We start from the raw sequence: 26,093 nt of genomic DNA, 5'->3' as shown, positions 1-26,093 counted from the left end.
ATAAGCAAAATCCCCAACGCCTTTCCTAGCTTCGGGCGCGCGGGCAGCAGCACGTCCGGTCAGATGCCGCAGCTCGGCTCCGTCACCACCACGTGACGGTAGCGAGGCTTCCCGCCCACCATTTCTGCGGCCGAGTCGGGCGCGGCCACGTCGGTGGGGCGGGCGTGGATGGGGTCCGGGGAATGGGTGAGCATGCCGCCGGGCCGGCCCTGGCGCACGGCCTGGATTTCGGCCACAATGGAGAGGGCAATTTCCTCCGGCGTTTCGGCGCCTAGGTTCAGGCCGATGGGACTGTAGAGGCGGCCTTGCAGGCGCGCTTCGGCCTCGGGCACTTCCTCGCGCAGCTCTTCGAGCAGGCGGGCGGCTTTCTGGCGCGGGCCGAGCAGGCCGATGTACTGGGTGGGCGCGTCGAGCAGGCGCTGGAGCACGGCCAGGTCGTAAGCGTAGTTGTGGGTGAGCAGCACGGCGTAATCGGCGGTGAGGGGCAGCTCGGGCACCTGGCCCAAGGGCACCACGCGCACCTCGGCGGCTTCCGGGAACCGCTCCGGCGCGGCCTGGCGGGGGCGGCCGTCCACCACCGTCACCTGCCAGCCGAGCCCGGCGGCCAAGCGCACCAGCGGCTGGGCGTCGTTGCCGGCCCCGTACACCGCCAGGCGCAAGGGTGGGCGCAGCACTTCCAGAAACACGCGCACGGTGCCGCCCGGCGCGGCGTATTCGCGGATCAACGACTGATCCTGACCGAGGGCCTGGTCGGCGTCGCGGCGGATGTCAGCGGTGAGGGCGAGGTTGTCGAGGGCGGAGCCGCGCACCTGCCCGCCGGGCAGCAGCAGCAGGCGCTGGCCGAGGTCGGCCACGGCCTGGCCGGCGGCGCAGCGAAACACGGTGGCCAGCACGGCCGGCTCGGGGTGCCGGGCAAAGCCGCGCAGCAGCTCCAAGGGGTTGTCGGGGTCTTGGAAATCCAGCGGCTCCAGCAGGATGCGCACCACGCCCTGGCAGCCGGGGCCGAGGCCGTGACGGGGGTCGTCTTCGTCCGAGGTGTCGTAGGTGACCAGCGTCGGCTGGCGGCGCACGAGGGCCTGCCGGGCGCGCTGCCGGGCGTCGCCTTCGAGGCAGCCGCCGCTGATGGCGCCAGTGAGCTGCCCGTCGTCGGTGACGAGCATGCGGGCGCCGGGGCGGCGGTAGGCCGAGCCTTCCACTTCAACCACGGTGGCCAGGGCGCAGGCGCGGCCGGCCGCGCGGTAGTCGTCGTAGGCAGCGAGCAGGCGTTGGAGTTCGGTCATGGGGAGCAACAGGATAAACCGTTCCGGCGGCAGCGGAAGCGGCGTCAAGGCAGTACGCGCCGCCGGAGCGGCTGGTTATCAACCCGCCCGGCGCCTGCAGGTTTGCGGCCCGGGGCAAAAGCCCGCGGCTAAGCTCGTGCATACGGCCCGCCCGGGCGGTTTTGGGCCGAACCCGGCGGGGCAGCGTCCGTTAAGCAGGGCAGCCACCGCCCCAGCCGCGCCAGCGGCCCAGAGCCGGCCTTCCTCTTATCAACTGCCTAGCGCTGTATCATGAGCAAAAAGCCAAAACCCACCGAGCAGGACGCCAAATCCCAAGACCTGGAGCAAAACCGCGAGTACGGCCACGGCGAGTTCCTGACCTCCAACCAGGGCGTGCGCGTCAACAACGACCAGAACTCGGAAAAGGCCGGGGAGCGGGGCCCCTCGCTGCTGGAAGATTTCCTGCTGCGCGAGAAAATCACCCACTTCGACCACGAGCGGATTCCGGAGCGGGTGGTGCACGCCCGCGGCGTGGCCGCCCACGGCTACTTCGAGGCCTACGACAACGCCCAGCAGTACTCGCGGGCCCAGTTTCTGCAGCCGGGCGTGCGCACGCCCATCTTCACCCGTTTCAGCACCGTGGCCGGCTCGCGCGGCTCCTCCGATATGGCCCGCGACGTGCGCGGCTTCGCGGTGAAGTTCTACACCCAGGAGGGCGTCTACGACTTCGTGGGCAACAACATCCCGGTGTTTTTCATCCAGGACGCCATTAAGTTTCCGGACCTGATTCACGCCGTGAAGCCCGAGCCGCACAACGAGATTCCGCAGGCGGCCTCGGCCCACAATACCTTCTGGGATTTCATCAGCACCAATCCCGAGGCCATGCACATGGTTATGTGGGTGATGTCGGACCGGGCCCTGCCGCGCAGCCTGCGCACCATGGAGGGCTTCAACATCCACACCTGGCGGCTGATTGATGCCGACGGGAAAGCCCGCTTCGTAAAGTTTCACTGGAAGCCCAAGCTGGGCATCAAGTCGGTGATGTGGGACGAGGCGCTGCAGATTTCGGGCAAGGACCCCGACTTCCACCGCCGCGACCTGTGGGACAACATCGAGCAGGGCAACTTCCCCGAGTGGGAGCTGGGCGTGCAGGTGGTGGAGGAGGAAGACGAGTTCAAATTCGGCTTCGATCTGCTCGACGCCACCAAGATCATTCCCGAGGAGCTGGTGCCCGTCACCATCATCGGCCGGATGGTGCTCGACCGCAACCCCGACAACTACTTTGCCGAGACGGAGCAGGTAGCATTCCACCCCGGCCACGTGGTGCCCGGCATCGACTTCACCAACGACCCGCTGCTGCAGGGCCGGCTGTTTTCCTACACCGACACCCAGCTCACGCGCCTGGGCGGCCCGAACTTCCACGAAATTCCCATCAACCGCTCGGTGGCGCCCATCCACAACAACCAGCGCGACGGGCACATGCGCCAGCAGATCAACGTGGGCAAAACCAGCTACGGCCCCAACTACCTCAACGACAACACGCCCAAGCAGGCCAAGCAGAGCGAGGGCGGCTTCGTGAGCCACCAGGAACGGGTGGAGGGCAGCAAGGTGCGCGCCCGCAGCAAGAGCTTCGTGGACCACTACTCCCAGGCCCGCCTGTTCTGGAACAGCCAGGCCGACTGGGAAAAAGCCCACATCGTGAAGGCCCTGCGCTTCGAGCTGGGCAAGGTGGAGGACGAAGGCGTGCGGGAGCGGATGCTGGTGCACCTCAACCAGGTAGCCCAGGAGCTGGCCCAGCGCGTGGCCAAGGGCCTGGGCCTGGAAGTGCCTTCGGCCAAGGGCATGCAGCTCAACCGCATCGTGGGGGCCGACGAGGACCCGGCCCGGCTGCAATCCAAGCCCGCCAGCGGCGACGAGGGCAAGTCCGACGCGCTCAGCATCGAGTTCAGCCCGGTGAATGCCCAGAAGGATATCCAGACCAAGCAGGTAGCTATCCTGGCCGCCGACGGCGCCGACGCGGCTAGCATTCAGTCCTTGAAGAAAGCACTCGAAGCCGGCGGTGCTACGGCCAAGCTGGTGGCCCCGCACCTGGGCATGCTCAAGGTGCAGGGCGGCGAGGCCCTGCGCATCGACTTCAGCCTGCAAACCACCGCCTCGGTGCTGTTCGATGGCGTGTACGTGGCCGGCGGCGAGCCAAGCGTGCAGGCCCTGCGCCAGCAGCCCGACGCGGTGCAGTTCGTCAACGAGGCCTACCGCCACTGCAAGCCCATCGGGGCGGCGCCGGCCGGCGAGGCCCTGCTGAAAGCCGCCGCCTACGCCGGCGCCGAAGACCTGCCCGGCGGCCCCGGCGTGAGCGTGGCCGGCAATACGGACCAATTCATCCAGGATTTGACCACCGGCCGTTTCTGGCAGCGGGAGCTGGAGAGCCAGCCGAAAGTGTAAGGCGTAGTTGCCCATTCAGGGCCTTACGGAAGCCCCGCGGTGCTCGGCACGGCGGGGCTTTTGTTGTGCTCGGCACCCTCCTGTCGGTCCACGGGCGGCATGCTCAATCGGATGAATGCCGCTGGCGGCCGGCGACTTAATGCGCGGAAGTTGGCCTTTTGCGGGTTACAATATTGTATATTGGCTATAGTTACCTCCCGAAGCCGGCCCGGCGGCTCCGCTCCTACTCCCCGCTCCTTCATCCAACTTTCCATAAGGCTATGAACGCAGAGCTTGAAACCATCCGTGAACAGCAGAAGGCCACCTGGAACAAGTTTTCGGCCGGCTGGCGCAAGTGGGACGACTTCACCATGGACTGGCTGCGGCCCATGGGCGAGGAAATCATCCGTGACCTGCACATCCGCCCCACCGACATCGTGCTCGACGTGGCGGCCGGCACCGGGGAGCCGGGCCTGAGCATCGCCACGCTGGCCAAGGACGGCAAGGTCGTCATCACCGACCTGGCCGAGGGCATGCTGGCCGTGGCCCGCGACAAAGCCGCCGACCGTGGCATCAGCAACTACGAAACCGTGGCCTGCGACGTGTGCGAGCTGCCCTTCGACGACGAAACCTTCGACGCGGTGAGCTGCCGTTTCGGCTTCATGTTTTTCCCCGATATGCTGCTGGCTGCCCGCGAGATGCACCGCGTGCTCAAGCCCGGCGGGCGCTTGGCCGCCTCGGTGTGGGGCGTGCCCGCCCAGAATGCCTGGATTACGACCATCATGGGCACCATCGGCCGCCACCTGCAGCTGCCGGCCCCGCCGGCCGGAGCGCCGGGCATGTTCCGCTGCGCCGCCCCCGGCTTCCTTACCGATCTGCTGCGGCAGGCCGGCTTCCAGGACGTGCACGATACCCAGATAACCGGGCAGCTGCGCAGCAGCAGCAAGGAGGCGTACTGGCAGTTTATGAACGAAGTGGCCGCGCCCGTGGTAGCCGCCATGAGTCAGGCCGACGCGGCGACGCAGGTCAACATCCGCACCGAAGTCTTTGCCCTCATCGACGAGCAGTGCTCCGACGGCTCGACAGCCCTGAACTACGGCACGGTGGTAGCCTACGGTCAGAAATGACGGCCGCTCTGCCGAGCCACCGCAGTCGGTGCTTCCGGACCCTGGCCGCCAAAAACAGCGGCCTGCACGGCGGCACCGGTTTCCCGGCTATTGCCCGTTCCCGGCCATGAATGCGCCCCGCTTCCACCCGTGGCTGATTTTTTACGGCCTGTGCCTGCTGCCCTCGGCGTGCCGGCAAAACCATCAGGTCGATGCGGCCGAGACGCCAACGGTAACCGAGCTGAATCTGAAGCGCGGCAACCTGTCGGTGTGCGGCCCGGCCGAGCAGCAGTTCGGCCGCGTGGCCTTCGAGGTAACCGCCCCCCGGCCGGTGCAGGCCGATTTTACCCTGGCCGTGTCGCTGTTGCACTCCTTCGAGTACGACGAAGCGGAAAAGGTCTTTGCCCGCATCATCGACCGGGCGCCCGACTGCGCCATGGCCTACTGGGGCGTGGCCATGTGCAGCTACCACCCGCTCTGGACGCCTCCCTCGCCCGCCGAGCTGGCCAAGGGTGCCCGGGCCGTGGCCCTGGCGCGGCGCCTGCCGAAGAAAACCGCCCGGGAATCCGCTTACATCGAAGCCCTGGCCGTTTTTTACCAGGACTACGCGCACGCCGACCACCGCACCCGCAGCGGGCGCTTCGAGCAGGCCATGGCCCAGGTGGCCGCCCGCTTTCCCACCGATAAGGAAGCCGCCATTTTCTACGCCCTGGCCCTCGACGCGGCCGCCGACCCAGCCGACAAAACCTTCCGCAAGCAGCGCAAGGCCGGGGCCATCCTGGAAGGGCTGCAGCCGCAGGCGCCCGGGCACCCGGGCATCGTGCACTACCTCATTCATACTTACGACTACCCCGAGCTGGCCGCCCTGGCCTTGCCGGCGGCCCGGCAGTACGCTTCCGTAGCGCCCTCCTCAGCCCATGCGCTGCACATGCCTTCGCACATTTTCACCCGGCTGGGGCTGTGGAACGAGTGCATCAGCTCCAACCTGGCGGCGGCTTCTTCAGCCCGCTGCTACGCCGAAAACGCGGGGCTGCGGGTCCACTGGGACGAGGAGCTGCACAGCATCGACTACCTGGCCTACGCCTACCTGCAGCAGGGCGACAACCCACGCGCCCGGGAGCAGCGCCGCTACCTGGCCTCGATGCAGGAGGTGTCGCCCGTTACCTTCAAGGTAGCCTACGCCTTTGCGGCCGTACCCGCCCGCTACGTGCTCGAAAACAAGCAGTGGGCCGAAGCCACCCGGCTCCGGCCCCAGCGCGCCAACCTCGACTGGGCGCAGTATCCCTGGCAGCGTGCCATCACGCACTTCGCCCGGGCCCTGGGCTACGCCCACACCCAGCAGCCCGACTCGGCGCAGCTCGAAATCGACCAACTCAGCGCCCTGTGCCATGCGCTGGCCGAGCAGCACGACGACTACAAGGCCCGGCAGGTCGAGGTGCAGCTGCTGGCCGCCGAGGCCTGGCTGGCCCTGGCCCGGGGCCAGTCGGGCGCCGCCCTGCAGCGCATGCAACAGGCCACCGCCCTCGAAGACCGCACCGAGAAGCACCCGGTCACGCCCGGCGAAATCATTCCGGCCCGGGAGCAGCTGGCTGATATGCTGCTGCAGCTGAACCAGCCTGCGCCGGCCCTGGCCGCCTACGAAGCCAACCTGCGGCAGCACCCCAACCGCTTCAACGGGCTATACGGCGCGGCCGTGGCCGCCGAGCGGGCGGGCCAGCCCGTCAAAGCCGCGGCATACTTCCAACAACTGACCGAAGTGGCTCGGGCTGCTAACTCCACCCGGCCGGAATTGGCGGTGGCACGGGCTTTTCTGGCGAAGCAAAAAGGACCGGTCATCTAAGCGCAGCATCCGGTTTTCGGAACAGAGCCCGGTGGCCGTAGCCAACGAGCTGATTTCTCGAACTATTTTTACTTTGCAATTCAAAGAACTTTATACATTTGCATCAACTACCGTATTCCCACTGCCCCCTTTCTCTCCATGAGCCTTTCCTCTACCCTGGACCGCCTGCATGCCCAGGCCCGGCAAAACCGCTGGCTGCGCTACTTCGCGGTGTTTAACCGGCTGGCGCTGGCGGCGGGATTCATCCCAACCGGGTTCGTGAAAATCATGGGGGAGCGGTTTACCTCCCTGTCCAACAACCACCCGATGGGGCATTACCTGGAGGCGCTGCACCACACCGGCTATTATTATCCCTTTATCGGAGTGCTGCAGATGACGGCGGCCCTGCTGCTGCTGCTCCCCGGCACGGCGGCGCTCGGGGCGGTGCTTTACTTCCCCATCATTCTGAACATCTGCATCCTGTCGCTGGCCGTGCGCTTTGATGGTTCGCTGCTCACCTCGCCGCTGATGGTGCTGGCCAATCTGTACCTGCTCTGCTGGTACTACGACCGGCTGAAATTCCTGCTGCCCTTCAATCAGCCGCCCGTGCCGGCCCTGCCCGCGCCGCAAGCCAGCAACAAATTCCCGGCGGGCTTTTTCGCGGGGGTAGTGGCGGCTATTGCGCTGGTGGTCGTGGGCATCACCTCCTTCGACGTGAAGCCCTACAACACCCTGGCCGATTGCCGGACGCAGTTCGACGGCAGCCACCGAACCAGGGCGGGCTACCATTTCTGTGAGTGCATTCACAACCAGGGCCTACCGCTGGACCAGTCTCTGGCCGAGTACCAACAAGCCCCCGACGACCCGGCTAGCACGCCCTAATCGTTGCGGGTCGTCGTCGGGCCTTATCAGTATCGACAGCAGGAGCTAGTTGGAAAGCCTGCTTCGGCCATTCAACCGCTTTCACCCATCAACCACCACAAACCCATGACTGCTCAACAAGACCTCCCGACAAGCCTCCACCCCAGCCCGCTGAGCAAACGCGTCGCGCAGGGCGCCGGCATTGCTTTCGTGCTGATAGCCCTTTTCATGGCGGTTTTCGCCAGCGGGGCCCACCTGAAATTTGGCCTCTGGACCGTGCTGCCGCTGCTCACCGTGCCGGTAGCGGGGGCTTTCGGGGGCCTGCTCTACTACCTGCTGGATTACCTTCGCTACCAGGGCGGCTGGCAGAAAGCAGTGGCCAACGTGGTCAGCCTGGTGGCGTACGGCGTGCTGCTGTGGCTGAGTCTGGTAGCAGCTTTTGCGGTGACAGGGCTCTGGGACTGACGGTATCGGTTAAGCTCGCTATCTAAACGCGCTTGGTGAGTCGTGTAGTTTTGGCCGAACGTGTAATGCGCCGGTTTTTGGCTACAGCGTGTGCGGAATGCCGGGCCGACGACGCCTCTCAAGCGTAGAGCGGGAAACCAGGGTATTACAGTTCGGAACCTTGTGTCTGACTACCTTGTCGATTGGTAATGAGGGCATGGAGCCGGCTTCATTGCTATGCCCACAACCACCCAGACACGGAGCGTTGAAGCGCAGTCATTATGAAACGTTACACCTCTTTCAAGAGCCTCAAAAAGGCCGCTGATCCGCGTAGCACTCCAGTTGCTGTTCGTGCGCCGGCAGAAGGGAAAATCAGAGACTTTCTGCAGTTGGTGAAAGCGACTATCCGGCCAAACGATAAACCGGCGACGAAAGCGCATGACGGAATCGGCGAATGAGACGCTGCTGCAGCTCTGCCGACTATTGCATAAGCATGCGGTAGAATACCTGATTGTGGGTGGTGCGGCGGTGGCTATTTACGGGCACTATCGGATGAGCATGCTACCGTCTGGAGAGCTGTCCGATAAATATGATTTTGACTTCTGGTATAATCCCAGCTACGCCAATTACTATCGGCTCCTGGAGGCATTGGAAGAGTTTGGTATAAATGTCGATTCCTATCGGAACGAACAATCACCGAACCCGAAGAAGTCATTTTTCAAACACAGCTTCGAGGATTTCATGGTAGATTTTCTACCCGAAATCCTGGGCCTTGGCAGATTCAATGACGCTTTCCGTCGAAAGACGGTTTCCAGGCTGGATGGCTTCGATATTTACACCGTTGCGCTGGCAGACCTCATCCTGAGCAAACAGGCTACGAATCGGGGAAAGGACCAAGAGGATATTGCGGTGCTGCAGAAGTTGAATCAGCGGTCCAATCCGGATTCTTAGTCGTGAAACCAACAGCAACTATCAGCGCCGCATGTAATACGTCAAATACCCCTCCCTTTTTCCCACAATTGCCGACATCAAAGCGCCCCAATCCCTCCAGCCATATCCTAGGGCCACTCCATCGGAGAAAACGAAATGCCAGTCGTTGGCCTTTTCGTCGGCGGTAGCGCCCACCCAGCCCAGCTCTTCAATTGCCCTTTTAATCAACTCCAGGTGTGGGCGGTACTCGGGCTCAGTAGCGGCCAGATATTCACTCCACAGAGGATAGTCCTTAGACCATAAGGGTAAGTCCTCATCCCCACCGCCTACATTACCATAATCCTCCGGCTCATCGGTGGTGACGACAAGCTCCAGCCCCGCCTCATTTTTAATTCTGATTGCGTCCATAACTAAAATCCGGTTTCCGTTTTTCCGCCTCTCCGACCTAAAGAAACAGCAACGCCCCGAAACCACTGTGGTTTCGGGGCGTTGCCATTGCGACTCCAGCCGAGGCTACAGCAGCTTGTCAATCGTGAGCGGGAGGCTGCGTACGCGCTTGCCGGTGGCGTGGTACACGGCATTGGTAATGGCGGCGGCCACGCCCAGCAGGCCCACTTCGCCGATGCCTTTCACGCCCAGCGGGTTCACGTGCGGGTCTTCCTCCTCCACGAAATGCACCTCGATGTCGCGCACGTCGGCGTTGACGGGCACGTGGTACTCGGCGAAATTGTGGTTCAGGTAGCGGCCGTAGCGGTGGTCCATCACGGTTTCCTCCATCAGGGCCATGCTGATACCCCACACCACCGAGCCGAGCACCTGCGAGCGGGCGGTTTTCTGGTTGATGATGCGGCCGGCGGCCACCACGTTCACCACCCGCGTGACGTGGATGGTGCCCAGGTCCTCATCCACCTGCACTTCCACGAACACTGCGTTGTGGGCGTGCATCGAGTACTTCTGCATGTTCAGCGGGTTGGGCATCACCGAGGAGTCGGCCTCGATTTCCCGCTCCCCGCTCACTTGCAGCACGTCGCGCAGCACCACCGATTGCCGGGGCTCCTTGCGCAGCCGGATCAGGCCGTTGACGAATTCCACGTCCTCGGGCTTGGCGCCTTTCAGCGGGGAGTCGTCCATTTTCTGGGCCAGCTTCAGCAGCTTTTCGCCCAGGGCCTCGCACACGCTTTTCACCGCGGAGCCGACGGTGGCAGCCGTCCAGGAGCCGCCCTGCACGGGGGCTTCGGGCAAGGTGGTGTCGCCGAGCTTGGCGGTGACGGCTTCCATGGGCAGGCCCAGGGTTTCGGCCGCAATCTGCGTCATCACGGTGTAGGTACCGGTGCCGTTTTCGCCGGCGGCGCTGCTCACCGTGAGCTTCCCGTCGGCGGTGATAGTGGCTTTGGCGGCGGCTTTCTGCATGGAAGCATCCCACACGCCTCCGGCCATTCCCCAACCGACCAGCCGGTTGCCCTCGCGCATGGAGCGGGGCTCCATCTTGCGCTTATCCCAGCCGAAGCGGCGGGCGCCTTCGTCGTACACTTCGCGCAGCTTTTTGCTGCTGAAGGGCTTGTCCTCGTTCTGGTCGCGGTCGGCGTAGTTGCGGCGACGGAATTCCAGCGGGTCGATGCCGGCTGCGTAGGCCATTTCGTCCATGGCCACTTCCAGGCCGATGGAGCCGGTGGCCGCGCCGGGCGCGCGCATGTCGAGCGGGGTAAACACGTCGAGCGGCACCACTTCGTACTCCAGGTGCACGTCGGGGCACTGGTAGAGCATGCCCGACCAGTTCACCACATTTTCGGTGTACTCCTCGAAGCGCGAGGTTTCGTGGACGGCCTTGTGCTTCACGCCCACCAGGGCGCCGCTGGCGTCGGTACCCAGCTCCACCGTCTGCAGGGTGTGCGGGCGGTGGCCCAGGCTGAACATCTGCTGGCGCGTGAGGCTCAGGCGAATGGAGCGTTTCAGCTCCAGCGCGGCCAGCACCGAAAGGTATAGCTCGTACTGCGGCCGCAGCCCCGCCCCGAAGCCGCCGCCCATGAACAGGTTGACCACCCGGGCCTTATCGGCGCTCAGGCCGAACACCTTTTTCAGGTACTGCTGGCAGTTGAAGACGCCCTGGGTTTTGTCGTAGACGGTCAGCTTGCCGTCGGGGTGGTAGTGCACCGTGGCCCCGAAGATTTCCATCGGGTTGTGGTGCTGGGTGCCGTGCACGTACTCCTGCTTGATGCGGTGCTCGGCCTTGCTGAGGCCCTTGTCGGCGTTGCCGCGGCGCACGGGCGGTTTGTAGCCGGTTTTGCCGCTGCCGGGCTCCTGGCCCTTCTCGCGCAGGGCCTCCACGTCGGTTTCGTGCTTCTCCTGCTCGTACTCGATTTCGAGGACGGAAGCGGCGTAGCGGGCCAGCTCAAACGTTTCGGCTACTACCAGCGCCACGGGCTGCTGGCTGAACTTGATTTCGTCGTCCTGCAGCGGACGGAAAGGCGAGCCGCCGGGGGCCACGTCGTCCTTGTAGCTGCGGTCAAACCAGGCCAGCGTGGGCACGTTTTCGTGCGAAAACACTTGGAGGACGCCGGGCAGCGCCAGGATTTTGTCGGCGTGGATTTTCCGGATTTTGCCCTTGGCCACGGGGCTGCTCACCACGTAGCCGTACACGAGGTCGGGCACGTCAAACTCGGCCGAGTACTTGGCCTGGCCGGTCACCTTCAGGGGGCCTTCGACGCGGCTCGGGGCCTTGCCGACGTATTTGGTATTGCTATCGGTGCTCATGGATTGCTGTTGGTAAAGACGTCGGATGCTTGTTGCTCCCCGGCCGCAGCCTGCGTGAGGGCCCGCACGATGGCGCGCTTGGCCAGCTCGATCTTGAAGTCGTTGGTGCCCTGCCCCTTGGCTTCCTTAAGCACCGCCTCGGCGACCTTGCGGAAAGTGGCTTCGGTGGCGGGCTGGCCTTTGAGCAGGTCCTCGGCGGCCCGGTCGCGCCAGGGCTTGTGGGCCACGCCGCCGAGGGCCAGCCGGGCTTCCTTGATGGTATTGCCGTCCAGCTCCAGCCCCACGGCCACCGATACCAGCGCGAAGGCGTAGCTCTGCCGGTCGCGCAGCTTGAGGTAGGCGAAGTTTTCGGCGAAGCCCTGAGCGGGCAGTTCGATGCCGGTAATCAGCTCCCCCGGTTTCAGGGTGTTGTCGCGCTCGGGGTGGTCTTCGGGCAGGCGGTGGAAGTCCTCGAACTTGATCTGCCGCTCGCCGTCGGGACCCTGCACCTGCACCACGGCCTCCAGCGCGGCCAGGGCCACGCACATATCCGAGGGGTGAGTGGCAATGCAATGCTCAGAAGTGCCCAGGATGGCGTGGATGCGGTTGTAGCCGCCGATGGCTGCGCAGCCCGAGCCGGGTTCCCGCTTGTTGCAGGGCGTGGCCGTGTCGTAGAAGTAGTAGCAGCGGGTGCGCTGCATCAGGTTGCCGGCGTTGGTGGCCATGTTGCGCAGCTGCGGCGAAGCCCCGGCCAGAATGGCTTGGCTCAGCAGCGGATAACGCTGCTGGACCTCCGGGTGCCAAGCCGTATCGGCGTTCGAGGCCGTGGCGCCCAGGCGCAGCCCGCCGCCGGTGGTGCTTTCGATGGCCGACAGCGGCAGCTTGTTCAGCCCGACGAGGTGCTGGGGGTGCGCCACGTTTTCCTTCATCAGGTCGAGCAGGTTGGTGCCGCCCCCGATGTAGGCCGCGGCCTCGTGGCCGCTGAAGTCGCGCACGGCAGCATCCACCGACGCGGCACGGGTAAGGGTGAAGGGGTTCATCTGGTGAGTTGGTGAGGTGGTGAGATGGTGAGTTGCGAGGCGTGAAATGGCGGCGAGTCGTTGAACAGCCAACTCACCATTTCACCGCTTCGCGTCGACTACTTCCTTCACGGCGGCCAGGATGCCCACGTAAGCGCCGCAGCGGCAGACGTTGCCGCTCATCAGCTCCCGGATTTCGTCCTCGGTCTGGGCTTTGCCCTCGTTGATGAGCCCCTGCGCCGAGCAGATCTGGCCGGGCGTGCAGTAGCCGCACTGGAAGGCGTCGTGGTCGATAAAGGCCTGCTGCAGGGGGTGCAGCGCGTGCTCGGAGCCCAGTCCTTCGATGGTCGTGATGTCGGCGCCTTCCTGGAGCACCGCCAGCGTCAGGCAGCTGTTGATGCGCTTGCCGTCGACGAGCACGGTGCAGGCCCCGCACTGGCCGTGGTCACAGCCCTTCTTGGTGCCGGTGAGGCCGGCGTACTCGCGCAGGGCATCGAGCAAGCTGGTCCAGGGCGCCAGCTGCAAGGGGTGGTCCTGGCCGTTGATGCGCAGGGTGACGGGGCTGGGTGGCACCAGGGGCCGGAGCTGGCCGTCGGCGGCGCTGGTTGTGGAAACGGTACTCATAGAGGCGCTTGGGTTGGAATAGAGGAACAAGACGGGCGGGAACCCCGGCGGCCGGCTCCGCCGAGCCGGACCGCCGCTGGTTAAGCCCTACGCTTGCCCCGGCGCCGGAGTTGGCCGAAGCGTTTGGTTTATTGAACTATAACGCTTCAGCATTTCGATGAAAGCTCAACAGGTAAACCGTTGATATAACTGTTCTTCACCCAAGTAGGCGGCGCCGTTTCGCTCCCGCTTCTTTCTGCCCCGCAGCCTTCTGGTGAAGAACGGCAACAGCTCAGCCGGCAGCCCCTGCCACGGAGCGGCGCCACATCAATGGAAAAGGGAATCGACAAGAACGACCGAGCTCCGGAGGAGCGGCACTTTGACTACATGGGTCGGGTGCCGCTCCTCCGGAGCTCAAAACGTTTAGGCGGTGGTCGTTCTGTTGACGTGGCGCCGCTCCGCGGCTGGGGTATTGCCGATTGCAGGCCTTTGCAACGCGCATTTTAGGGCAATGCGGCCCTGCGTCAGCCACGACAGTGGTACTACGACTTCGCTGCGCTCAAGTCGTAGTACCACTCGGGTTATCGGATGCCCAGCTCCTGCTGCGCCGCTGCGCGCTCCGCGGGCGTATTCACGTTGCGCAGCTCCTGGGGCGCGGGGGCGGGCAGCAGCTCGATGTCGGAGTTGATCAGGGCTTTGCGCGGGCAGGAATAGCCCAGGGCCAGAAACTGCAGCAGCACCGGGTAGCTGCGCGGCTCCCAGATGGTGATGAGCGGCTCGGGAAACTCGTTGTCGGGGCTTTGGAAGGCGGTGGCCACGCGGCCGGCGTGGCGGTGCTGCACCAGGTGCCGCAGCGTGGCTTCGGTGAGGAAGGGCAGGTCGCAGGCCACCACCAGCCAGGCGGCGTTGGGGTCGTGGCGGAAGGCGGTGAGCAGGCCGCTCATGGGCCCCAGGTCGAGGAACTGGTCGGGCAGGGCGGTGAGGCCGGCGGGCACGTCGGCGGCCTGGTCGGGGCGGCAGCTGATGAGCACGTCCTGGCAGAGCGGGGCCAGCAGGGCGGCAGCGTGCTCCCGCTGCTCCCGCTGGTGGTAGCGCAGGCGGCTTTTGTCCTGCTGCATGCGCTGGCTGCGGCCGCCGGTCAGCACCAGGCCGCGCAGCGGGGGCTGCTGCTCGCGCAGCCACTGCTGCGCCCAGGCGGCAATGGCGTCGGTATCGGCCAGGGGCAGTACGGGCACTTCGGCGGCATTCGGCAGGTGGTTTCGCAGCACGGCGGGCAGCTCCGTCTGGCCTTCCGACAGCAGCACCAGCCGCACGTCGGTCAGGCGGTCCAGCTTCTTGTCCAGGGGCTTGCGCGGGTCGATGATGACCACCTGCTGCCGGGCGCGGAAGTGGTTGCCGTTGACGAGCACCAAGCTCTGCTCGTTCAGCCACTGGGGCTGAATGAACTTATCCATGCCGCGGCGCAGGTCGAGGCGGCGGAAGTGAATCTTGTCGGTCAGCTCGGCGGCGGCGCCGGCCTGCAGGATGGCATCGGCCCCGCCCGCCCCCCCGTCGGCCGCCTCGTCGCCGGCCGCGTGGTCGGCATCGATGTAGGCCACGCGCAGGGCGGGCGTGAGCAGGGGCAGCAGCCGGGCGGCCAGGTCCTTGATGACGCCGCAGGGCGCGCCGAGGATGCCCAGCTCGTGGCGGCCGAATTCCCCAAGGTCGGGGCGGGCCAAAGCGGCGTGTTTCTGGTGTTTGGGTTCCATACTTGCGTTTAGAACGTCATGCTTCATTGAACGTCATGTCGAGCAAAGCGAGACATCTCGCGTGCTAACGTCGGATAGTGAAGCTCAACGAAGGAAGTTACTATCGAGCGAGATGTCTCGCTTTGCTCGACATGACGGCTCCTTTTACCCCTCGTGCTGAAAGTCGCTTTTGCCGCCGGTTTTCGACAGCAGCCGGGTTTCCTGAATGACGATGTCGTGCGAAAGGGCCTTGCACATGTCGTAGATGGTCAGGGCCGCTACCGAAGCGCCGGTCAGGGCCTCCATTTCCACCCCGGTTTTGCCCGTCACGGTGGCGGTGCATTCAATGACGACGGCCTCGGGCGGGGCCACGGTGATGGTGACTTGGCAGTCGTCGAGGCCCAGGGGGTGGCAGAGCGGAATCAGGTCGGCGGTTTTCTTGGCGGCCATGATGCCGGCCAGAATGGCCGTCTGGAACACCGGCCCCTTGCGGGTGGGCAGGTCGCCCTGCTGCACCAGGGCCAGGATATCGGCCCCGAGCAGCACGCGGCTGCGGGCGCGGGCCACGCGGCGCGTCACGGCTTTCTGACCGACGTCGACCATGGCCGGCTGCCCGGCGGCGTTGAGGTGGGTGAGCTTGGGGGAATCGGAATCAGGCATGGAAGTCAGATAGAAGTGGCGGCGGAGGCGGGCAGCGGTTGGGCCAGGGTTTCGCGCACGAAGGCTTTTTTCAGGTGCTCGTAGAAGGAATGCTGGTCGACCAGCGCGCTGACGCCCTGGGCCAGCAGGCCGCTGAGCAACAGCTGGAAGATGGCGGAGTGCCGGTCGGTCATTTCCAGCACCAGGATGGCGGCGGTAAACGGGGAGCGGACCACCCCGGTCAGAAAGCTCACCATACTCACCAGGATGAGCAGGTTTTGGTCGCCCACGGGTACGCCGGCCATGCGCGCGAGGGCGTCGCCGAGGATGGCGCCGGCGCTGAGCGAGGTGGCAAACACGCCGCCGGCTCCGCCGCTGCTGTAGCTGAGGGCCATGCCCACGAAGCGCGCCGGAAACAGGTACCAGGCCGTCTGCCCGTCGTTCTGAAACAGCAGGCGGTTGATGATGGGTTTGCCCGTGCCCATGCCATCGGTGCCGAGCAGGAAAATCAGGCCGGCCAGCAGCAGGCCGCAGCCGGCTACCCAGGCGGCCTGCGCGGGCAGCGTGGTGAAGCGGCGGCGGTAGTTGCCCAGCCACAGCAGCGCCTTGGCGAAGGCCGCCCCGGCCAGCCCGCAGGTGAGGGCCACCAGCACCACCATGGCCTGCACCCAGCCCTCGGCGGGCTGCACTTTGGGGTAGCCCAGGTACAGGTAAGGCCCGAGCACGGCCTGGGCCGTGAGGCCGGCAATGATAACGGCCGTAAACACGGCCATGCGAAAGCGCGTCAGGTGCAGCTGCGTCAGCTCTTCCACCACGAACACGATGCCGCCCAGCGGGGTATTGAACGCCGCCGCCAGCCCGGCCGCCCCGCCCGTCACCAGGGCAATCTGCCGGGAAAGCTGCGGCCAGCCGGCCGGCTGCAGGCGGTTGATGGCCCGGAAGATGGCCGCCGAAATCTGGATGGTGGGCCCTTCGCGGCCGATGACCCCGCCGCCCAGCAGCAGCACCACGCTGCTGAGCACCTTCACCACGGCCACTTTCATGCTGAGCAGGTAGCCCGCGTAGCCGTGGCGGGCGGGCGTCGACAGCTCGATGCCGGCCATTACCTGCGGAATACCGCTGCCCCGCGCCGCCGGCGCCAGGCGCTGCACCAGCAGCCAGGAGCCCAGGAAGGCCAGCGGCGTCAGCCCGAAAGCCAGCAGGGGCTGGGCCCGTAGCCAGGCAAAGCTGGTTTGCTCGGCCCAGACGAACAGTTTTTCGTAGCCGACGGCGGCCAGGCCCGTCAGCAGCGACGCCACCCAGAAGGGCAGGCTGCGCAGCACCAGCCAGCGCATCCGTTCGGGGTAGAGGCGGCGGAGAAAAGTACGGTCGAGCCAGGCTATGGCTCGGGCATAAAGCGAAGAGAAAAACGTCATGTGGGGGCAAAGATCGGGTGCCTTGCCTGTACGGCGCGTGAACCGCCACCGCCGATGTCCCTGGCCGTAAGCCCCAATAAACTCCGCGAAAGGCTATTCGGGCGCGGCAGCCGGCTTTCAGTCCTAGGGCGCGAAGCCGCCGTCGGGCGTACTTTGCGGCCCGTAATTGCCCTTACTTTCCGCCCCGCCGCATGATTTCCGTCGACGAAGCTACCCGCCTGGTGCAGGCCACCGCCGCGCCCCTGCCCGCCGAACGCGTGCTGCTCACCGAGGCCCCCGGCCGGGTGCTGCGCGAGTCCGTGTACGCCGACCGCGACTTTCCGCCCTTCGACCGCGTGACCATGGACGGCATTGCGCTCCGTTACGCGGCCGTGGCAGCCGGCCAAACCAGCTTCGTCATCGAAAGCACCCTGTTTGCCGGTCAGCCCCCTACCCCACTCGCCGATGCCGCGGCCGCCGTCGAAATTATGACCGGGGCGGTGCTGCCGCCGGGCACGGATACCGTGGTGCGCTACGAGGACCTGCGCATCGAGGAGCGGCCCGACGGCCGCCGCGTGGCCCGGGTACAGGCGCCGCCGCCCGCCGCGGGCCACAACGTACACCGCCGGGGCTCCGACCGCCCGGCCGGGGCGCTGCTGCTGCCCGCCGGCACCCTGCTGGGTCCCGCCGAAATAGCCGTGGCCGCCACCGTGGGCGCTGTCACGCTGCTGGTCACGCGGTGCCCCCGGGTAGCCGTGGTCAGCACCGGCGACGAGCTGGTGGACATCAGCGAAGAGCCCGCCGCGCACCAGATTCGTCGCTCCAACGCCTACATGCTGCTGGCGGCCGTGCGGCAGGCCGGGGCCGAGGGCCATATCTTCCACTTCGACGACGACCCGGCGGCGCTGCAAGTTGGCCTGCCCCCGCTGCTGCGGGACTACGACGCGGTATTGCTCAGCGGCGGCGTGTCGATGGGCAAGGCCGACTACCTGCCCCAGGCGCTGCGGCAGGCCGGCGCCGAGCAGCTGTTCCACGAGGTGCGGCAGCGGCCGGGCAAGCCGTTCTGGTTTGGCCGCCACCCCGAGGGCGCGGTGGTTTTCGCCCTGCCCGGCAACCCGGTGTCGACGTTCGTCAACTACTACCGCTACGCCGCGCCCTGGCTGCGGGCCGTGCAGCTGCCCGCGCCGCAGTTCGCCGCCCCCGAGCCGGCCGCTCTAGCTTCTGATGTCACGTTTAAACCGAGTCTGACGCACTTCCTGCTGGTGAGCTTGGAGCGCAGCCCCGACGGCCGCCTGCTGGCCCGCCCCGAACGCGCCCACGGCTCCGGCGACCTGGCCAGCCTGCTGCCCTCGGACGGGTTCGTGGAGCTGCCGGCCGAGCGCAGCGAGTTCCGGGCCGGCGAGGTGCTGCCGGTGTGGCGGTTTCGGGGGCAGTAGCCGCCGGGGGCGGCGCCAACTTCTTTCCGAAGCCCGTTCCGAAATCCAGAATGGGCAAAAACCTTTCGAAGACCATTCCGCATTTCGGAATGACCAAAAAAACCTTTCGAAGCCCATTCCGAAATGCGGAATGACTAAAAAAACGTTTTGGAGGCCATTCCGCATTTTGGAATGAGCAAAAAAACGTTTCGGCGGCCGTTCCGGAATGCGGAACGGCCGCCGAAACGCGGCGACGAGGTTTGCGCAGCAGCTACGGCCTTAGCCGATGGCTACCGTGCGCATGCTCAGGCCGCCGTAGCTGACTTCCTCGAAGGCGTGCGTGATGGGTTCGTCCTTGTCGGCCAGGGCCAGGGAGTAGAGCAGCGGCCAGTAGTGGTCGGGCGTGGGCACGGCGAGCGGGCCGCTGGCGCCGGCTTTCTGCACGTCAAAGAGGGCGGTGAAGTCGCGCTGGTCGATGCGCTTTTTCACCCACTCGTCGAATTCCACGGCCCAGTCGTAGGGCGAGGCGTCATTGGCCATGAGCTTCTGCATGCTCTGGCGCAGGTTGTGCACCACGTTGCCTGAGCCGATGATGAGCACCCCGCGCTTGCGCAGCTCCTGCAGCTGGGCGGCCAGGGCGAAGTGCTGGGCGGGTGTTTTGGCCACGTCGAGGCTGAGCTGGAACACGGGCACGTCGGCGGCCGGGAAGAGGTGGTGCAGCACCGTCCAGGTACCGTGGTCGAGGCCCCACTCGTCGGAGCCGTGCAGGTCGGGCACCAGGGCCATGGTCTGGCGGGCCAGCTCGGGGGCACCGGGGGCGGGGTACTGCATGGCAAACAGCTCCTGCGGGAAGCCGCCGAAGTCGTGGATGGTTTCGGGCCGCTCGTTCAGGGTCACGAAGGAGCCGCGCGTGAGCCAGTGCGCCGATACCACGAGGATGGCGTTGGGCCGCTGGCGCTGGCGGATGTCTTCGCCCATCTGCTTGAGGGCGCGGGTGAATTTGTTGTCTTCCAGCGCGTTCATCGGCGAGCCGTGCCCGATGAAGAGCACGGGCATTTTGGCGCTGGTCTGGAAGGCGGAGGATACTTTATGGAGGTCTTGCAGGTTCATGGCAGCGGCGGAAGCGAAGGGCAACAGGGCCAGGGTTTTGAGAAAGGCTTTGCGGTCCATCGGGGCTCCCGGTTAAGTACAGCACAAAGGTACCGCCCCGGGCAGGGGCCGCGCCTTGATGTATGGTAAGAAATGGGGACCCGACCGGACGCAAACCAGACCGGGGCCAGTGTTCGGCAAAGGAAAATGGGCCGTTCGCACAGGCCGGGCCGCCCGTGGGCCAATAAGCGGGCCCCGGGGCCGGCGGCCGGCGTAGGTTTGCCTCAGATCCAACGCTCCAGCAGGGTTGCCGCCCCGCGAATGAAGTTTCTCACCGCTCACCCACCCCTACCGTCATGCGCTGTTTTCACGCCTGCCTCGCCGCTCTGTTCTTCGCTGCTGCTTCCTGCTCGTCGGCCTTGGCCGCCACGGGCGTACCGGCCCGCTCGGCCGGCACGGTGAAGCCCGCCGCCAAAGGTGCTGCCAGGCCCGCTGCCGCCCCGGCGCGCATCAAGCCCAAGCTGGTGGCCCCCGGCAGCGACATCCTGCACGAGCACTTCGCCGTGAGCGTGGCCGGCACCATCACCGCCCCCGACGGCCAGCCGCTGCCCGGCGCTACCATCTGGAAAACCAACACCCGCGAAATCCTGGCCGTGACCAACTCCCAGGGCGAATTCAACTTGACCCTGCCCACCAACGCCCGCATGACGCTGACCTGCGGCTACGCCGGCTTCGAAGACCAGCAGCTGCTGCTGAGCCAGCCCCAGCGCCGCAACCTGTTCGTCATCAGCCTGGAGCGCCAAAAATAATCCGCCGCGCTTTTTACCACACCTGCTGAAAAGCCCTGTCGATATCGGCAGGGCTTTTCTTTTGCGCCCCTTGCGGGTGTCTTCCGCCCGCGTTCCGCCGTAGGGGCTACCAGCAGTCATCCTTAGCTTCCCGTCCGCATCACTAAAGGCCGTTTCGAGGGGCGCTGCCAGCCCCCGGCCGCGGCGCGGCTCCAGCAAGCGGCCATATTTCGTCTAACCTCTGCTTACTTCGCCCCGGCAATGCCCGCCGCAACTCCCCCAAGCCCCGACCCCATGGAGCAACAAGTGCTTTCCCTCCGGCCCTTCATCGGGGCCAAAGACTACAGCGTTTCGCGCAGCTTTTACCGCGCCCTGGGCTTCACCGAAACGGTGTTGTCGCCGGTCATGTCGGTTTTCGCCTTGCGGGGCCTGAGCTTCTATTTGCAGGATGCCTACGTGCGGGACTGGGTCGACAACACCATGCTGTTTCTGGAAGTCGAGGACGTCGAGCGGTACTGGGTCGGACTCACGGCGCTGGATTTGCCCGCGCGCTACCCCGGCGCCCGGGTCACGGCCATCCGGCAGGAGCCTTGGGGCAAAGAAGGCTTCGTGCACGACCCCTCCGGCATCCTCTGGCACATCGGCGAGTTCAACCAACCGTAGTACTCCACCGGCGGCTCGGCTGCCGCGCTGGCTGCCGAGGCCGGCGACGCTTTTCCCCCTAGCCTGATCGGCTCACCCGTTTCCCCTTCGCCTTACCCGACGCATGAGCGCCCCCGACATCATCCGCGACCTGCAATTGGCCCCGCACCCCGAAGGCGGCTACTACCGCGAAACCTACCGCTCGGCGCAGGCCCTGACCAACAGCGCGGGCCAGCCCCGCAGCGTGAGCACGGCCATCTATTACCTGCTCGAAAACGCCGACAAGTCGCACCTGCACCGCATCAAGTCCGACGAGCTGTGGTTTTTCCACCAGGGCCAGCCGCTGGAAATCATCGTGCTGCGCGACAACCAGGCCCAGCGCATCGTCCTGGGCCTTGATGTCGCTGCCGGTGAAGTGCCCCAGGCCGTGGTGCCGGCCGGGGCCTGGTTCGGCGCCCGCCTCCGGCACGGCGCGGGCTTTGCGCTGGTCAGCTGCACCGTGGCCCCCGGCTTCGATTTCGCCGATTTCGAGCTGGCCGAACGCACGGCGCTGACCCGGGAGTTTCCGCAGCTGCAAGAGCTGATTGAGCAGTTTACCATGGCCTGACCCCGCTCCCGCTGCCCACAGACTCGCTGCTCTCTACGCGCTGCAGATACCGCGCTTAGCCCTCAGTGCCCGGCCAGCTCGCGGCGGATACGACTCAAGGACTCCGGCGTGACGCCCAAATAACTGGCAATCATGCGCTGGGGCAGGCGGCGGGCCAGCGTGGGGTAGGTCTGCAGAAAATCCACGTAGCGCTGCTCGGCCGGGGCGCTGAGCGTGAGAACCAGTCGCCGCTGCAGGGTGCGCACGTTGTTTTGCAGCAGCCGGTGGAAGAACTCGGGGAAGTCCGGCGTAATCTGGCTGAGCTTGCGGAAAAACGTGGCGTCGAAGAGCAGCACCTCGGAATCCTCCACCGCGTCGATGGTGAACTGAGCCGGCTCGTGGCGGTTGAGGCTGTTCTGGTCGGAAATCCACCAGTTTTCGGGCGCAAACTGCACGATGTGCTCCTTGCCCTTCTCGTCGACCACGAAGGAGCGCAGGCAGCCGCGCGCCACGAAGGCGCCCACGCGCGCGACTTCGCCGGCGCGCACCAGCACCTCGTGCCGGGCCAGGCGGCGCCCCTCGAACAGGCTGCCGATGGCCGCCAGCTCCTCGGCGGTAGCCCCGGGCAGGTGGCGGCGGAAGTAGTCGAGCAGGACGGCCTGGGCGTCGGCGGGCGGATTCATGGGCGCAATATCGGCGGTTGGCCGCTTGGTGACGGGGGCCGGGCAGCGGCGGGCTGGTATCGGTGAGGGTACCACGCCGGCCAAACTACCGCCCCAGGCGGCCGGTTATACGGGCTACATCCACCCCGCCCCTATGGAAACTACCCCGCAAATTCGCCTGAGCGTGCTCGATCAGTCGCCGGTGCGGCCCGGCGCCACGCCCCGGCAGGCCGTGCTCGAAACCGTGCAGCTGGCCCAGCTGGCTGACCGCCTCGGCTACCAGCGCTTCTGGGTATCGGAGCACCACAACACGCCGTTCCTGGCCGGCACCACGCCGGAAGTGCTCATTGCCCACCTCGCGGGCCAGACGGAGCGCATCCGCGTGGGCTCGGGCGGGGTGATGCTGCCGCACTACTCGGCCCTGAAGGTGGCGGAGAACTTCCGCATGCTCGAAACGCTCTTTCCCGGCCGCATCGACCTGGGCATCGGCCGCGCGCCGGGCTCCGACCGGTTTACGGCCCACGTGCTCAGCCCCGGCAACCAGTTCAGCGACGAGGAATTTGCCGAGCAGCTCATGGACCTGAAGGCCTTTCTCCTCGACGAGGAAGTGCCCGACACCATCCACGCCAAGGTGAAGGCCATGCCCCAGGCGCCCACCGTGCCCGAGCCCTGGCTGCTCAGCTCCAGCGGGCAAAGCGGGCTGTACGCGGCGCATTTGGGCATGGCATTTTCCTTCGCGCAGTTCATCAACCCCAACGGCGGCCCCAAGCTCATGCAGCTGTACCGGGACCGGTTCAAGCCCTCGGCCTTCTTCCAGCGGCCCACCGCCAACGTGGCCGTGTTCGTGCTCTGCGCCGACACCGAACAGAAGGCCGACGAGCTGCGCGCCGCCATGGAGCTGCAGATGCTGCGCATCGAGCAGAACCGGCGCGGCCCCTTCCCCAGCTACGCGGAAGCCCGCGACTACCCCTACACCGCCGAAGAGCGCGGCCGGTTGGCCTACAACCGCGGCCGCATCCTGAGCGGCACGCCCGCCCAGCTGCGCGAGCAGCTCACCGACGTAGCCCGCAGCTACCAGGTCGAGGAAATCGTGGTCGTCACCATCACGGCCGACTTCCAGGACCGGCTCCGCTCCTACGAGCTACTGGCCGAAGCCTTTGAGCTGGTGCCGGCTGCCCTACCGGCCCGCTGAGCCCAATACCGTGCCTATACCGCAAAACCGCGCCGGAACCTGGCTTTCCGGCGCGGTTTTGCAGTTTAGGGCGCATGGCCGGCCAGCTGATCTTAGGCAGCTTATTTAGAAAATGTACATTTTACTTTCCTCTTTGTTTGGATCGAATCTAAACAGTGCTTTGCTTTGCATCACTTTTGAATCGGTCTAAATAACCAATGAGCCGTACGCTACCCTTCCTGCTGCTGGCAGTGACTCCGCTGGCCGCCAACGCCGCCCCCAACCTGAGCTATGTTTCCCATTCCGGCGATGAGCCCACCACGCCTCAGCCGGCCCAGGGCCAGGTGGTAGGCCGCGTGGTGCTGGCCGATGGGCAGGCGGCCGAGCAGGTATCAGTGATGGTGAAGGGTACGACCATTGGCACGAGCACGGAAGCGGACGGCTCCTTCCGCCTGCGCCTGCCGGCCGGCAAGCAGACGCTGGCCGTGGCTTACCTGGGCTACGTGACGCAGGAAATCGAAGTAGATGTGCCGGCCCGCGGCACCGTGAGCCTGCCCGCCGTGACCTTGGCCAAAAGCACCAGCCAGCTGGCGGAAGTGCGCATCACCGAGACGCGCAGCCTCAACCAGCGGCCCACCGGCGTGAGCAAGATGCCCATTCGCCCGCTGGACCTGCCCCAGGCGGTGCTGACGGTGACCCAGCAGACCCTGGAGCAGCAGCAGGTGCTGCGCCTGAGCGACGCGCTGGTCAACACGCCCGGCCTATACGTGACCAGCACCACCGGCGGCGTGCAGGAAGAGCTGGGCAGCCGTGGCTTCGCCTACGGCTCGAACAACACCTTCAAGAACGGGGTGCGCTTCAACAACGGCATTATGCCCGAAGCCTCCTCGCTGGAAAGCATGGAGGTGCTCAAGGGCAGCGCGGCCATCCTCTACGGCAACGTGGCCGCCGGCGGGGTGCTGAACCTGGTGACCAAGAAGCCCAAGTTTGAGCAGGGCGGCTCGCTGGGCCTGCGCGTGGGCTCGTTTGGCTTCTGGAAGCCGATGGTGGACGTGTACGGGGCCGTGGGCAAGAGCGACAAGGTGGCCTACCGCCTGAACACCACCTACGAGCGCGGCAACAGCTACCGCGACGAGGTGCAGTCGGAACGCTTCTATGTGAACCCCTCGCTGCTCTTCAAGCTCACGCCCAAGACCGACCTGGTGCTGGAGGGCGACTACCTGCGCGACAACCGCACGCCCGACTTCGGCATCGGCGCCATCGACTACGTGGTTCTGGACTCGCGCACGCGCTTCCTGAACGCCCCCGGCGCCCGCAACGCCACCCGCCAGACCAGCAGCACCGCCACGCTCACCAGCCGCCTGAACGATACCTGGCAGGTGCGCGCCGTGGGCGGCTTCCAGCGCTACGACAACGAGCTGCGCTCGGCCACCCGCCCCACCGGCATCAACAACGGCACCATGCCCGAGGTGAAGCGGGGCACCGTGGTCGTGTCGCCCCGGCACGCCAAGGCCAGCCTGTACGGCGACTGGGGCCGTAACCTGCAGCGCAGCGCCACTACCGAAAACTACTACCTGGCCCAGCTGGATCTGACCGGCAACTTCCACACCGGCTTCCTGGGCCACACCCTGCTGGTGGGCGCCGACGCCGACCAGTACCAGACCAGCACCCTGGCCTACGCGCAGCAGGCCTATGATTCGATCAACGTACTGAACCGCAGCAAGGTGCTCGGCCAGCCCGCCAACGCCGTGGCCGGCTACGACGCGCTGCTGCGCAACACCCTCACCAAGGCCAACACCCGCCGCGCCGGCTTCTACGTGCAGGATCTGCTGAGCATTTCGGAAAAGCTGAAGATGCTGGTGGGGCTGCGCTGGAGCTACCAGGAAACGCCCAGCGACGTGTGGACCTACAACAACACCGCCGGCACCATCGCGGTGGTGCCCTCGCGCCGCTTCGACAACGCCTTCTCGCCCCGCCTGGGCCTGGTGTACCAGCCGCTGAAGACCACCTCGGTGTTTGCCTCCTACGCCAACTCCTTCCAGCCCAACACCGGCCGCACGGCCGTGGGCGCGGCCCTGGCCCCCTCGACCTTCGACCAGTACGAGCTGGGGCTGAAAAACGACCTGTTCAACGGGGTGCTTTCGGCCAACGTGACGGCCTACCGCATCGTGAACAGCAACCTGGCCCAGACCTACCTCGGGCAGGTGCTGCAGGCCGACGGCACGCCGGTGTTCAACGCCGACGGCACGCCCAAGCTCAACCTCGATACCAACGTGAAGGAGCTGGCCGGCGAAGTAACCAGCCAGGGCGTGGAAGTGGACGTGCAGAGCAAGCCCTACCTGGGCTGGTCGGTGAATGCCGGCTACAGCTACAACAACACGGCCTACACCAAGAGCAACATCTACGAGAAGGGCAGCCGCCTGCGCTACAACCCCGCGCACACCGCCAACGTGAGTTTGTTCTACACCTTCGACAACGCCGTGCTGAAGGGCCTGACGGCCGGCGTGACCGGCTACTACGTGGGCGACAAGCTGGCCGGCCGCAACACCCGCACCTACGACCCGACCACCGGCAAGCCCTTCGCCGCCGGCGACGCCTTCAAGCTCATTTCCATCCCCGATTACCTGCTGTTCGACGCCTCGCTGGGCTACTCCTACCAGCGCTTCTCGCTGCGGGTGAAGCTGGCAAACGTGCTCAACGAGCTGAGCTACAACCTGCACGACGATAACAGCGTGAACCCCATTGCCCCGCGCAGCTTCTCCGCCACGCTCGCCTACAAACTGTAATT

The 26,093-nt window shown here is 65.8% G+C and carries 23 protein-coding genes; 13 read left to right on the top strand and 10 right to left on the bottom strand.

The genetic code is table 11. The features are described 5' to 3' along the window. Nucleotides 1–59: 59 nt before the first annotated feature. Entirely contained in the window at nucleotides 60–1,280 is a 1,221-nt protein-coding gene (locus tag FDY95_RS16285; protein WP_138079367.1) for an XdhC family protein, read from the bottom strand. 270 nt (nucleotides 1,281–1,550) lie between these two features. Between FDY95_RS16285 and FDY95_RS16280 the strand changes: the two genes are divergently transcribed. The 7 genes from FDY95_RS16280 (at nucleotide 1,551) to FDY95_RS16255 (ending at nucleotide 8,861) form a co-directional block, all read left to right on the top strand. Then, entirely contained in the window at nucleotides 1,551–3,701 is a 2,151-nt protein-coding gene (locus tag FDY95_RS16280; protein ID WP_138079365.1) for a catalase, read from the top strand. 260 nt (nucleotides 3,702–3,961) lie between these two features. Next, a complete protein-coding gene (locus FDY95_RS16275) occupies nucleotides 3,962–4,807 on the top strand; it encodes a class I SAM-dependent methyltransferase (RefSeq protein ID WP_138079363.1) in 846 nt (281 codons plus the stop codon). 106 nt (nucleotides 4,808–4,913) lie between these two features. Beyond that, nucleotides 4,914–6,626 (top strand): tetratricopeptide repeat protein, encoded by a 1,713-nt coding sequence (locus FDY95_RS16270; RefSeq protein WP_138079361.1) that lies wholly within the window; start codon nucleotides 4,914–4,916, stop codon nucleotides 6,624–6,626. A 138-nt stretch (nucleotides 6,627–6,764) separates the two neighbouring features. Further along, nucleotides 6,765–7,487 carry a DoxX family protein gene (locus tag FDY95_RS16265; protein WP_138079359.1) on the top strand — a complete coding sequence of 241 codons (723 nt, stop codon included), beginning with the start codon at nucleotides 6,765–6,767 and terminating at the stop codon, nucleotides 7,485–7,487. Nucleotides 7,488–7,592: 105 nt separating this feature from the next. Further along, nucleotides 7,593–7,931, top strand: coding sequence for a potassium transporter KefB (locus tag FDY95_RS16260; RefSeq protein ID WP_138079357.1), 339 nt, complete (start codon nucleotides 7,593–7,595; stop codon nucleotides 7,929–7,931). A gap of 260 nt (nucleotides 7,932–8,191) precedes the next feature. Then, entirely contained in the window at nucleotides 8,192–8,368 is a 177-nt protein-coding gene (locus FDY95_RS26380) for a hypothetical protein (protein ID WP_171025715.1), read from the top strand. Further along, nucleotides 8,349–8,861 (top strand): nucleotidyltransferase family protein, encoded by a 513-nt coding sequence (locus FDY95_RS16255; protein ID WP_138079355.1) that lies wholly within the window; start codon nucleotides 8,349–8,351, stop codon nucleotides 8,859–8,861. Before FDY95_RS26380 ends, FDY95_RS16255 begins: the two co-directional genes overlap by 20 nt. Nucleotides 8,862–8,882: 21 nt before the next feature. On the opposite strand, the gene FDY95_RS16250 is transcribed toward FDY95_RS16255, so the two are convergent. From FDY95_RS16250 to FDY95_RS16220, 7 genes are all read right to left on the bottom strand, one after another. Then, nucleotides 8,883–9,248: a hypothetical protein gene (locus tag FDY95_RS16250; RefSeq protein ID WP_138079353.1), complete on the bottom strand. Its 366-nt coding sequence runs from the start codon at nucleotides 9,246–9,248 to the stop codon at nucleotides 8,883–8,885. A gap of 105 nt (nucleotides 9,249–9,353) precedes the next feature. Continuing rightward, a complete protein-coding gene (locus tag FDY95_RS16245; RefSeq protein ID WP_138079351.1) occupies nucleotides 9,354–11,591 on the bottom strand; it encodes a xanthine dehydrogenase family protein molybdopterin-binding subunit in 2,238 nt (745 codons plus the stop codon). Then, nucleotides 11,588–12,610, bottom strand: coding sequence for an FAD binding domain-containing protein (locus tag FDY95_RS16240; protein WP_138079349.1), 1,023 nt, complete (start codon nucleotides 12,608–12,610; stop codon nucleotides 11,588–11,590). Before FDY95_RS16240 ends, FDY95_RS16245 begins: the two co-directional genes overlap by 4 nt. A gap of 81 nt (nucleotides 12,611–12,691) precedes the next feature. Continuing rightward, on the bottom strand, nucleotides 12,692–13,213 hold the full coding sequence (locus tag FDY95_RS16235) for a (2Fe-2S)-binding protein (protein ID WP_138079347.1): 522 nt from the start codon (nucleotides 13,211–13,213) through the stop codon (nucleotides 12,692–12,694). Between the two features lie 560 nt (nucleotides 13,214–13,773). After that, nucleotides 13,774–14,940 carry an NTP transferase domain-containing protein gene (locus tag FDY95_RS16230; RefSeq protein WP_246074055.1) on the bottom strand — a complete coding sequence of 389 codons (1,167 nt, stop codon included), beginning with the start codon at nucleotides 14,938–14,940 and terminating at the stop codon, nucleotides 13,774–13,776. Between the two features lie 144 nt (nucleotides 14,941–15,084). After that, nucleotides 15,085–15,579, bottom strand: a complete 495-nt coding sequence (gene moaC / locus FDY95_RS16225; protein WP_138079345.1) for a cyclic pyranopterin monophosphate synthase MoaC — start codon at nucleotides 15,577–15,579, stop codon at nucleotides 15,085–15,087. A 5-nt stretch (nucleotides 15,580–15,584) separates the two neighbouring features. Further along, nucleotides 15,585–16,973, bottom strand: coding sequence for a chloride channel protein (locus tag FDY95_RS16220; protein ID WP_138079343.1), 1,389 nt, complete (start codon nucleotides 16,971–16,973; stop codon nucleotides 15,585–15,587). A 191-nt stretch (nucleotides 16,974–17,164) separates the two neighbouring features. On the opposite strand from FDY95_RS16220, the gene FDY95_RS16215 reads away from it, so the two are divergent. Continuing rightward, complete coding sequence (locus tag FDY95_RS16215; RefSeq protein WP_138079341.1) at nucleotides 17,165–18,388, top strand: molybdopterin molybdotransferase MoeA; 1,224 nt, start codon at nucleotides 17,165–17,167, stop codon at nucleotides 18,386–18,388. 258 nt (nucleotides 18,389–18,646) lie between these two features. On the opposite strand, the gene ygiD is transcribed toward FDY95_RS16215, so the two are convergent. After that, nucleotides 18,647–19,537 (bottom strand): 4,5-DOPA-extradiol-dioxygenase, encoded by an 891-nt coding sequence (ygiD, locus tag FDY95_RS16210; RefSeq protein WP_171025714.1) that lies wholly within the window; start codon nucleotides 19,535–19,537, stop codon nucleotides 18,647–18,649. A 275-nt stretch (nucleotides 19,538–19,812) separates the two neighbouring features. On the opposite strand from ygiD, the gene FDY95_RS16205 reads away from it, so the two are divergent. The 3 genes from FDY95_RS16205 to FDY95_RS16195 all read left to right on the top strand — a co-directional run bounded on the left by FDY95_RS16205 (nucleotide 19,813) and on the right by FDY95_RS16195 (nucleotide 21,493). Continuing rightward, nucleotides 19,813–20,265 carry a carboxypeptidase regulatory-like domain-containing protein gene (locus tag FDY95_RS16205; protein WP_138079339.1) on the top strand — a complete coding sequence of 151 codons (453 nt, stop codon included), beginning with the start codon at nucleotides 19,813–19,815 and terminating at the stop codon, nucleotides 20,263–20,265. A 273-nt stretch (nucleotides 20,266–20,538) separates the two neighbouring features. Continuing rightward, complete coding sequence (locus FDY95_RS16200; RefSeq protein WP_138079337.1) at nucleotides 20,539–20,907, top strand: VOC family protein; 369 nt, start codon at nucleotides 20,539–20,541, stop codon at nucleotides 20,905–20,907. Between the two features lie 103 nt (nucleotides 20,908–21,010). Continuing rightward, complete coding sequence (locus FDY95_RS16195) at nucleotides 21,011–21,493, top strand: cupin domain-containing protein (protein WP_138079335.1); 483 nt, start codon at nucleotides 21,011–21,013, stop codon at nucleotides 21,491–21,493. A 62-nt stretch (nucleotides 21,494–21,555) separates the two neighbouring features. On the opposite strand, the gene FDY95_RS16190 is transcribed toward FDY95_RS16195, so the two are convergent. After that, a complete protein-coding gene (locus FDY95_RS16190) occupies nucleotides 21,556–22,155 on the bottom strand; it encodes a Crp/Fnr family transcriptional regulator (protein ID WP_138079333.1) in 600 nt (199 codons plus the stop codon). Nucleotides 22,156–22,288: 133 nt separating this feature from the next. Between FDY95_RS16190 and FDY95_RS16185 the strand changes: the two genes are divergently transcribed. Together FDY95_RS16185 and FDY95_RS16180 are read left to right on the top strand one after the other, a co-directional pair. Continuing rightward, nucleotides 22,289–23,326, top strand: coding sequence for an LLM class flavin-dependent oxidoreductase (locus FDY95_RS16185; RefSeq protein ID WP_138079331.1), 1,038 nt, complete (start codon nucleotides 22,289–22,291; stop codon nucleotides 23,324–23,326). Between the two features lie 197 nt (nucleotides 23,327–23,523). Then, nucleotides 23,524–26,091, top strand: coding sequence for a TonB-dependent receptor (locus FDY95_RS16180; RefSeq protein ID WP_138079329.1), 2,568 nt, complete (start codon nucleotides 23,524–23,526; stop codon nucleotides 26,089–26,091). The last annotated feature ends 2 nt before the right edge of the window (nucleotides 26,092–26,093 follow it).

It is taken from the genome of Hymenobacter jeollabukensis (assembly GCF_005771675.1).
Classification (GTDB): Bacteria; Bacteroidota; Bacteroidia; order Cytophagales; family Hymenobacteraceae; genus Solirubrum; species Solirubrum jeollabukense.
The sequence above is the reverse complement of the archived record's forward strand: the minus strand, read 5'-3'. Positions and strand labels throughout refer to the sequence as shown.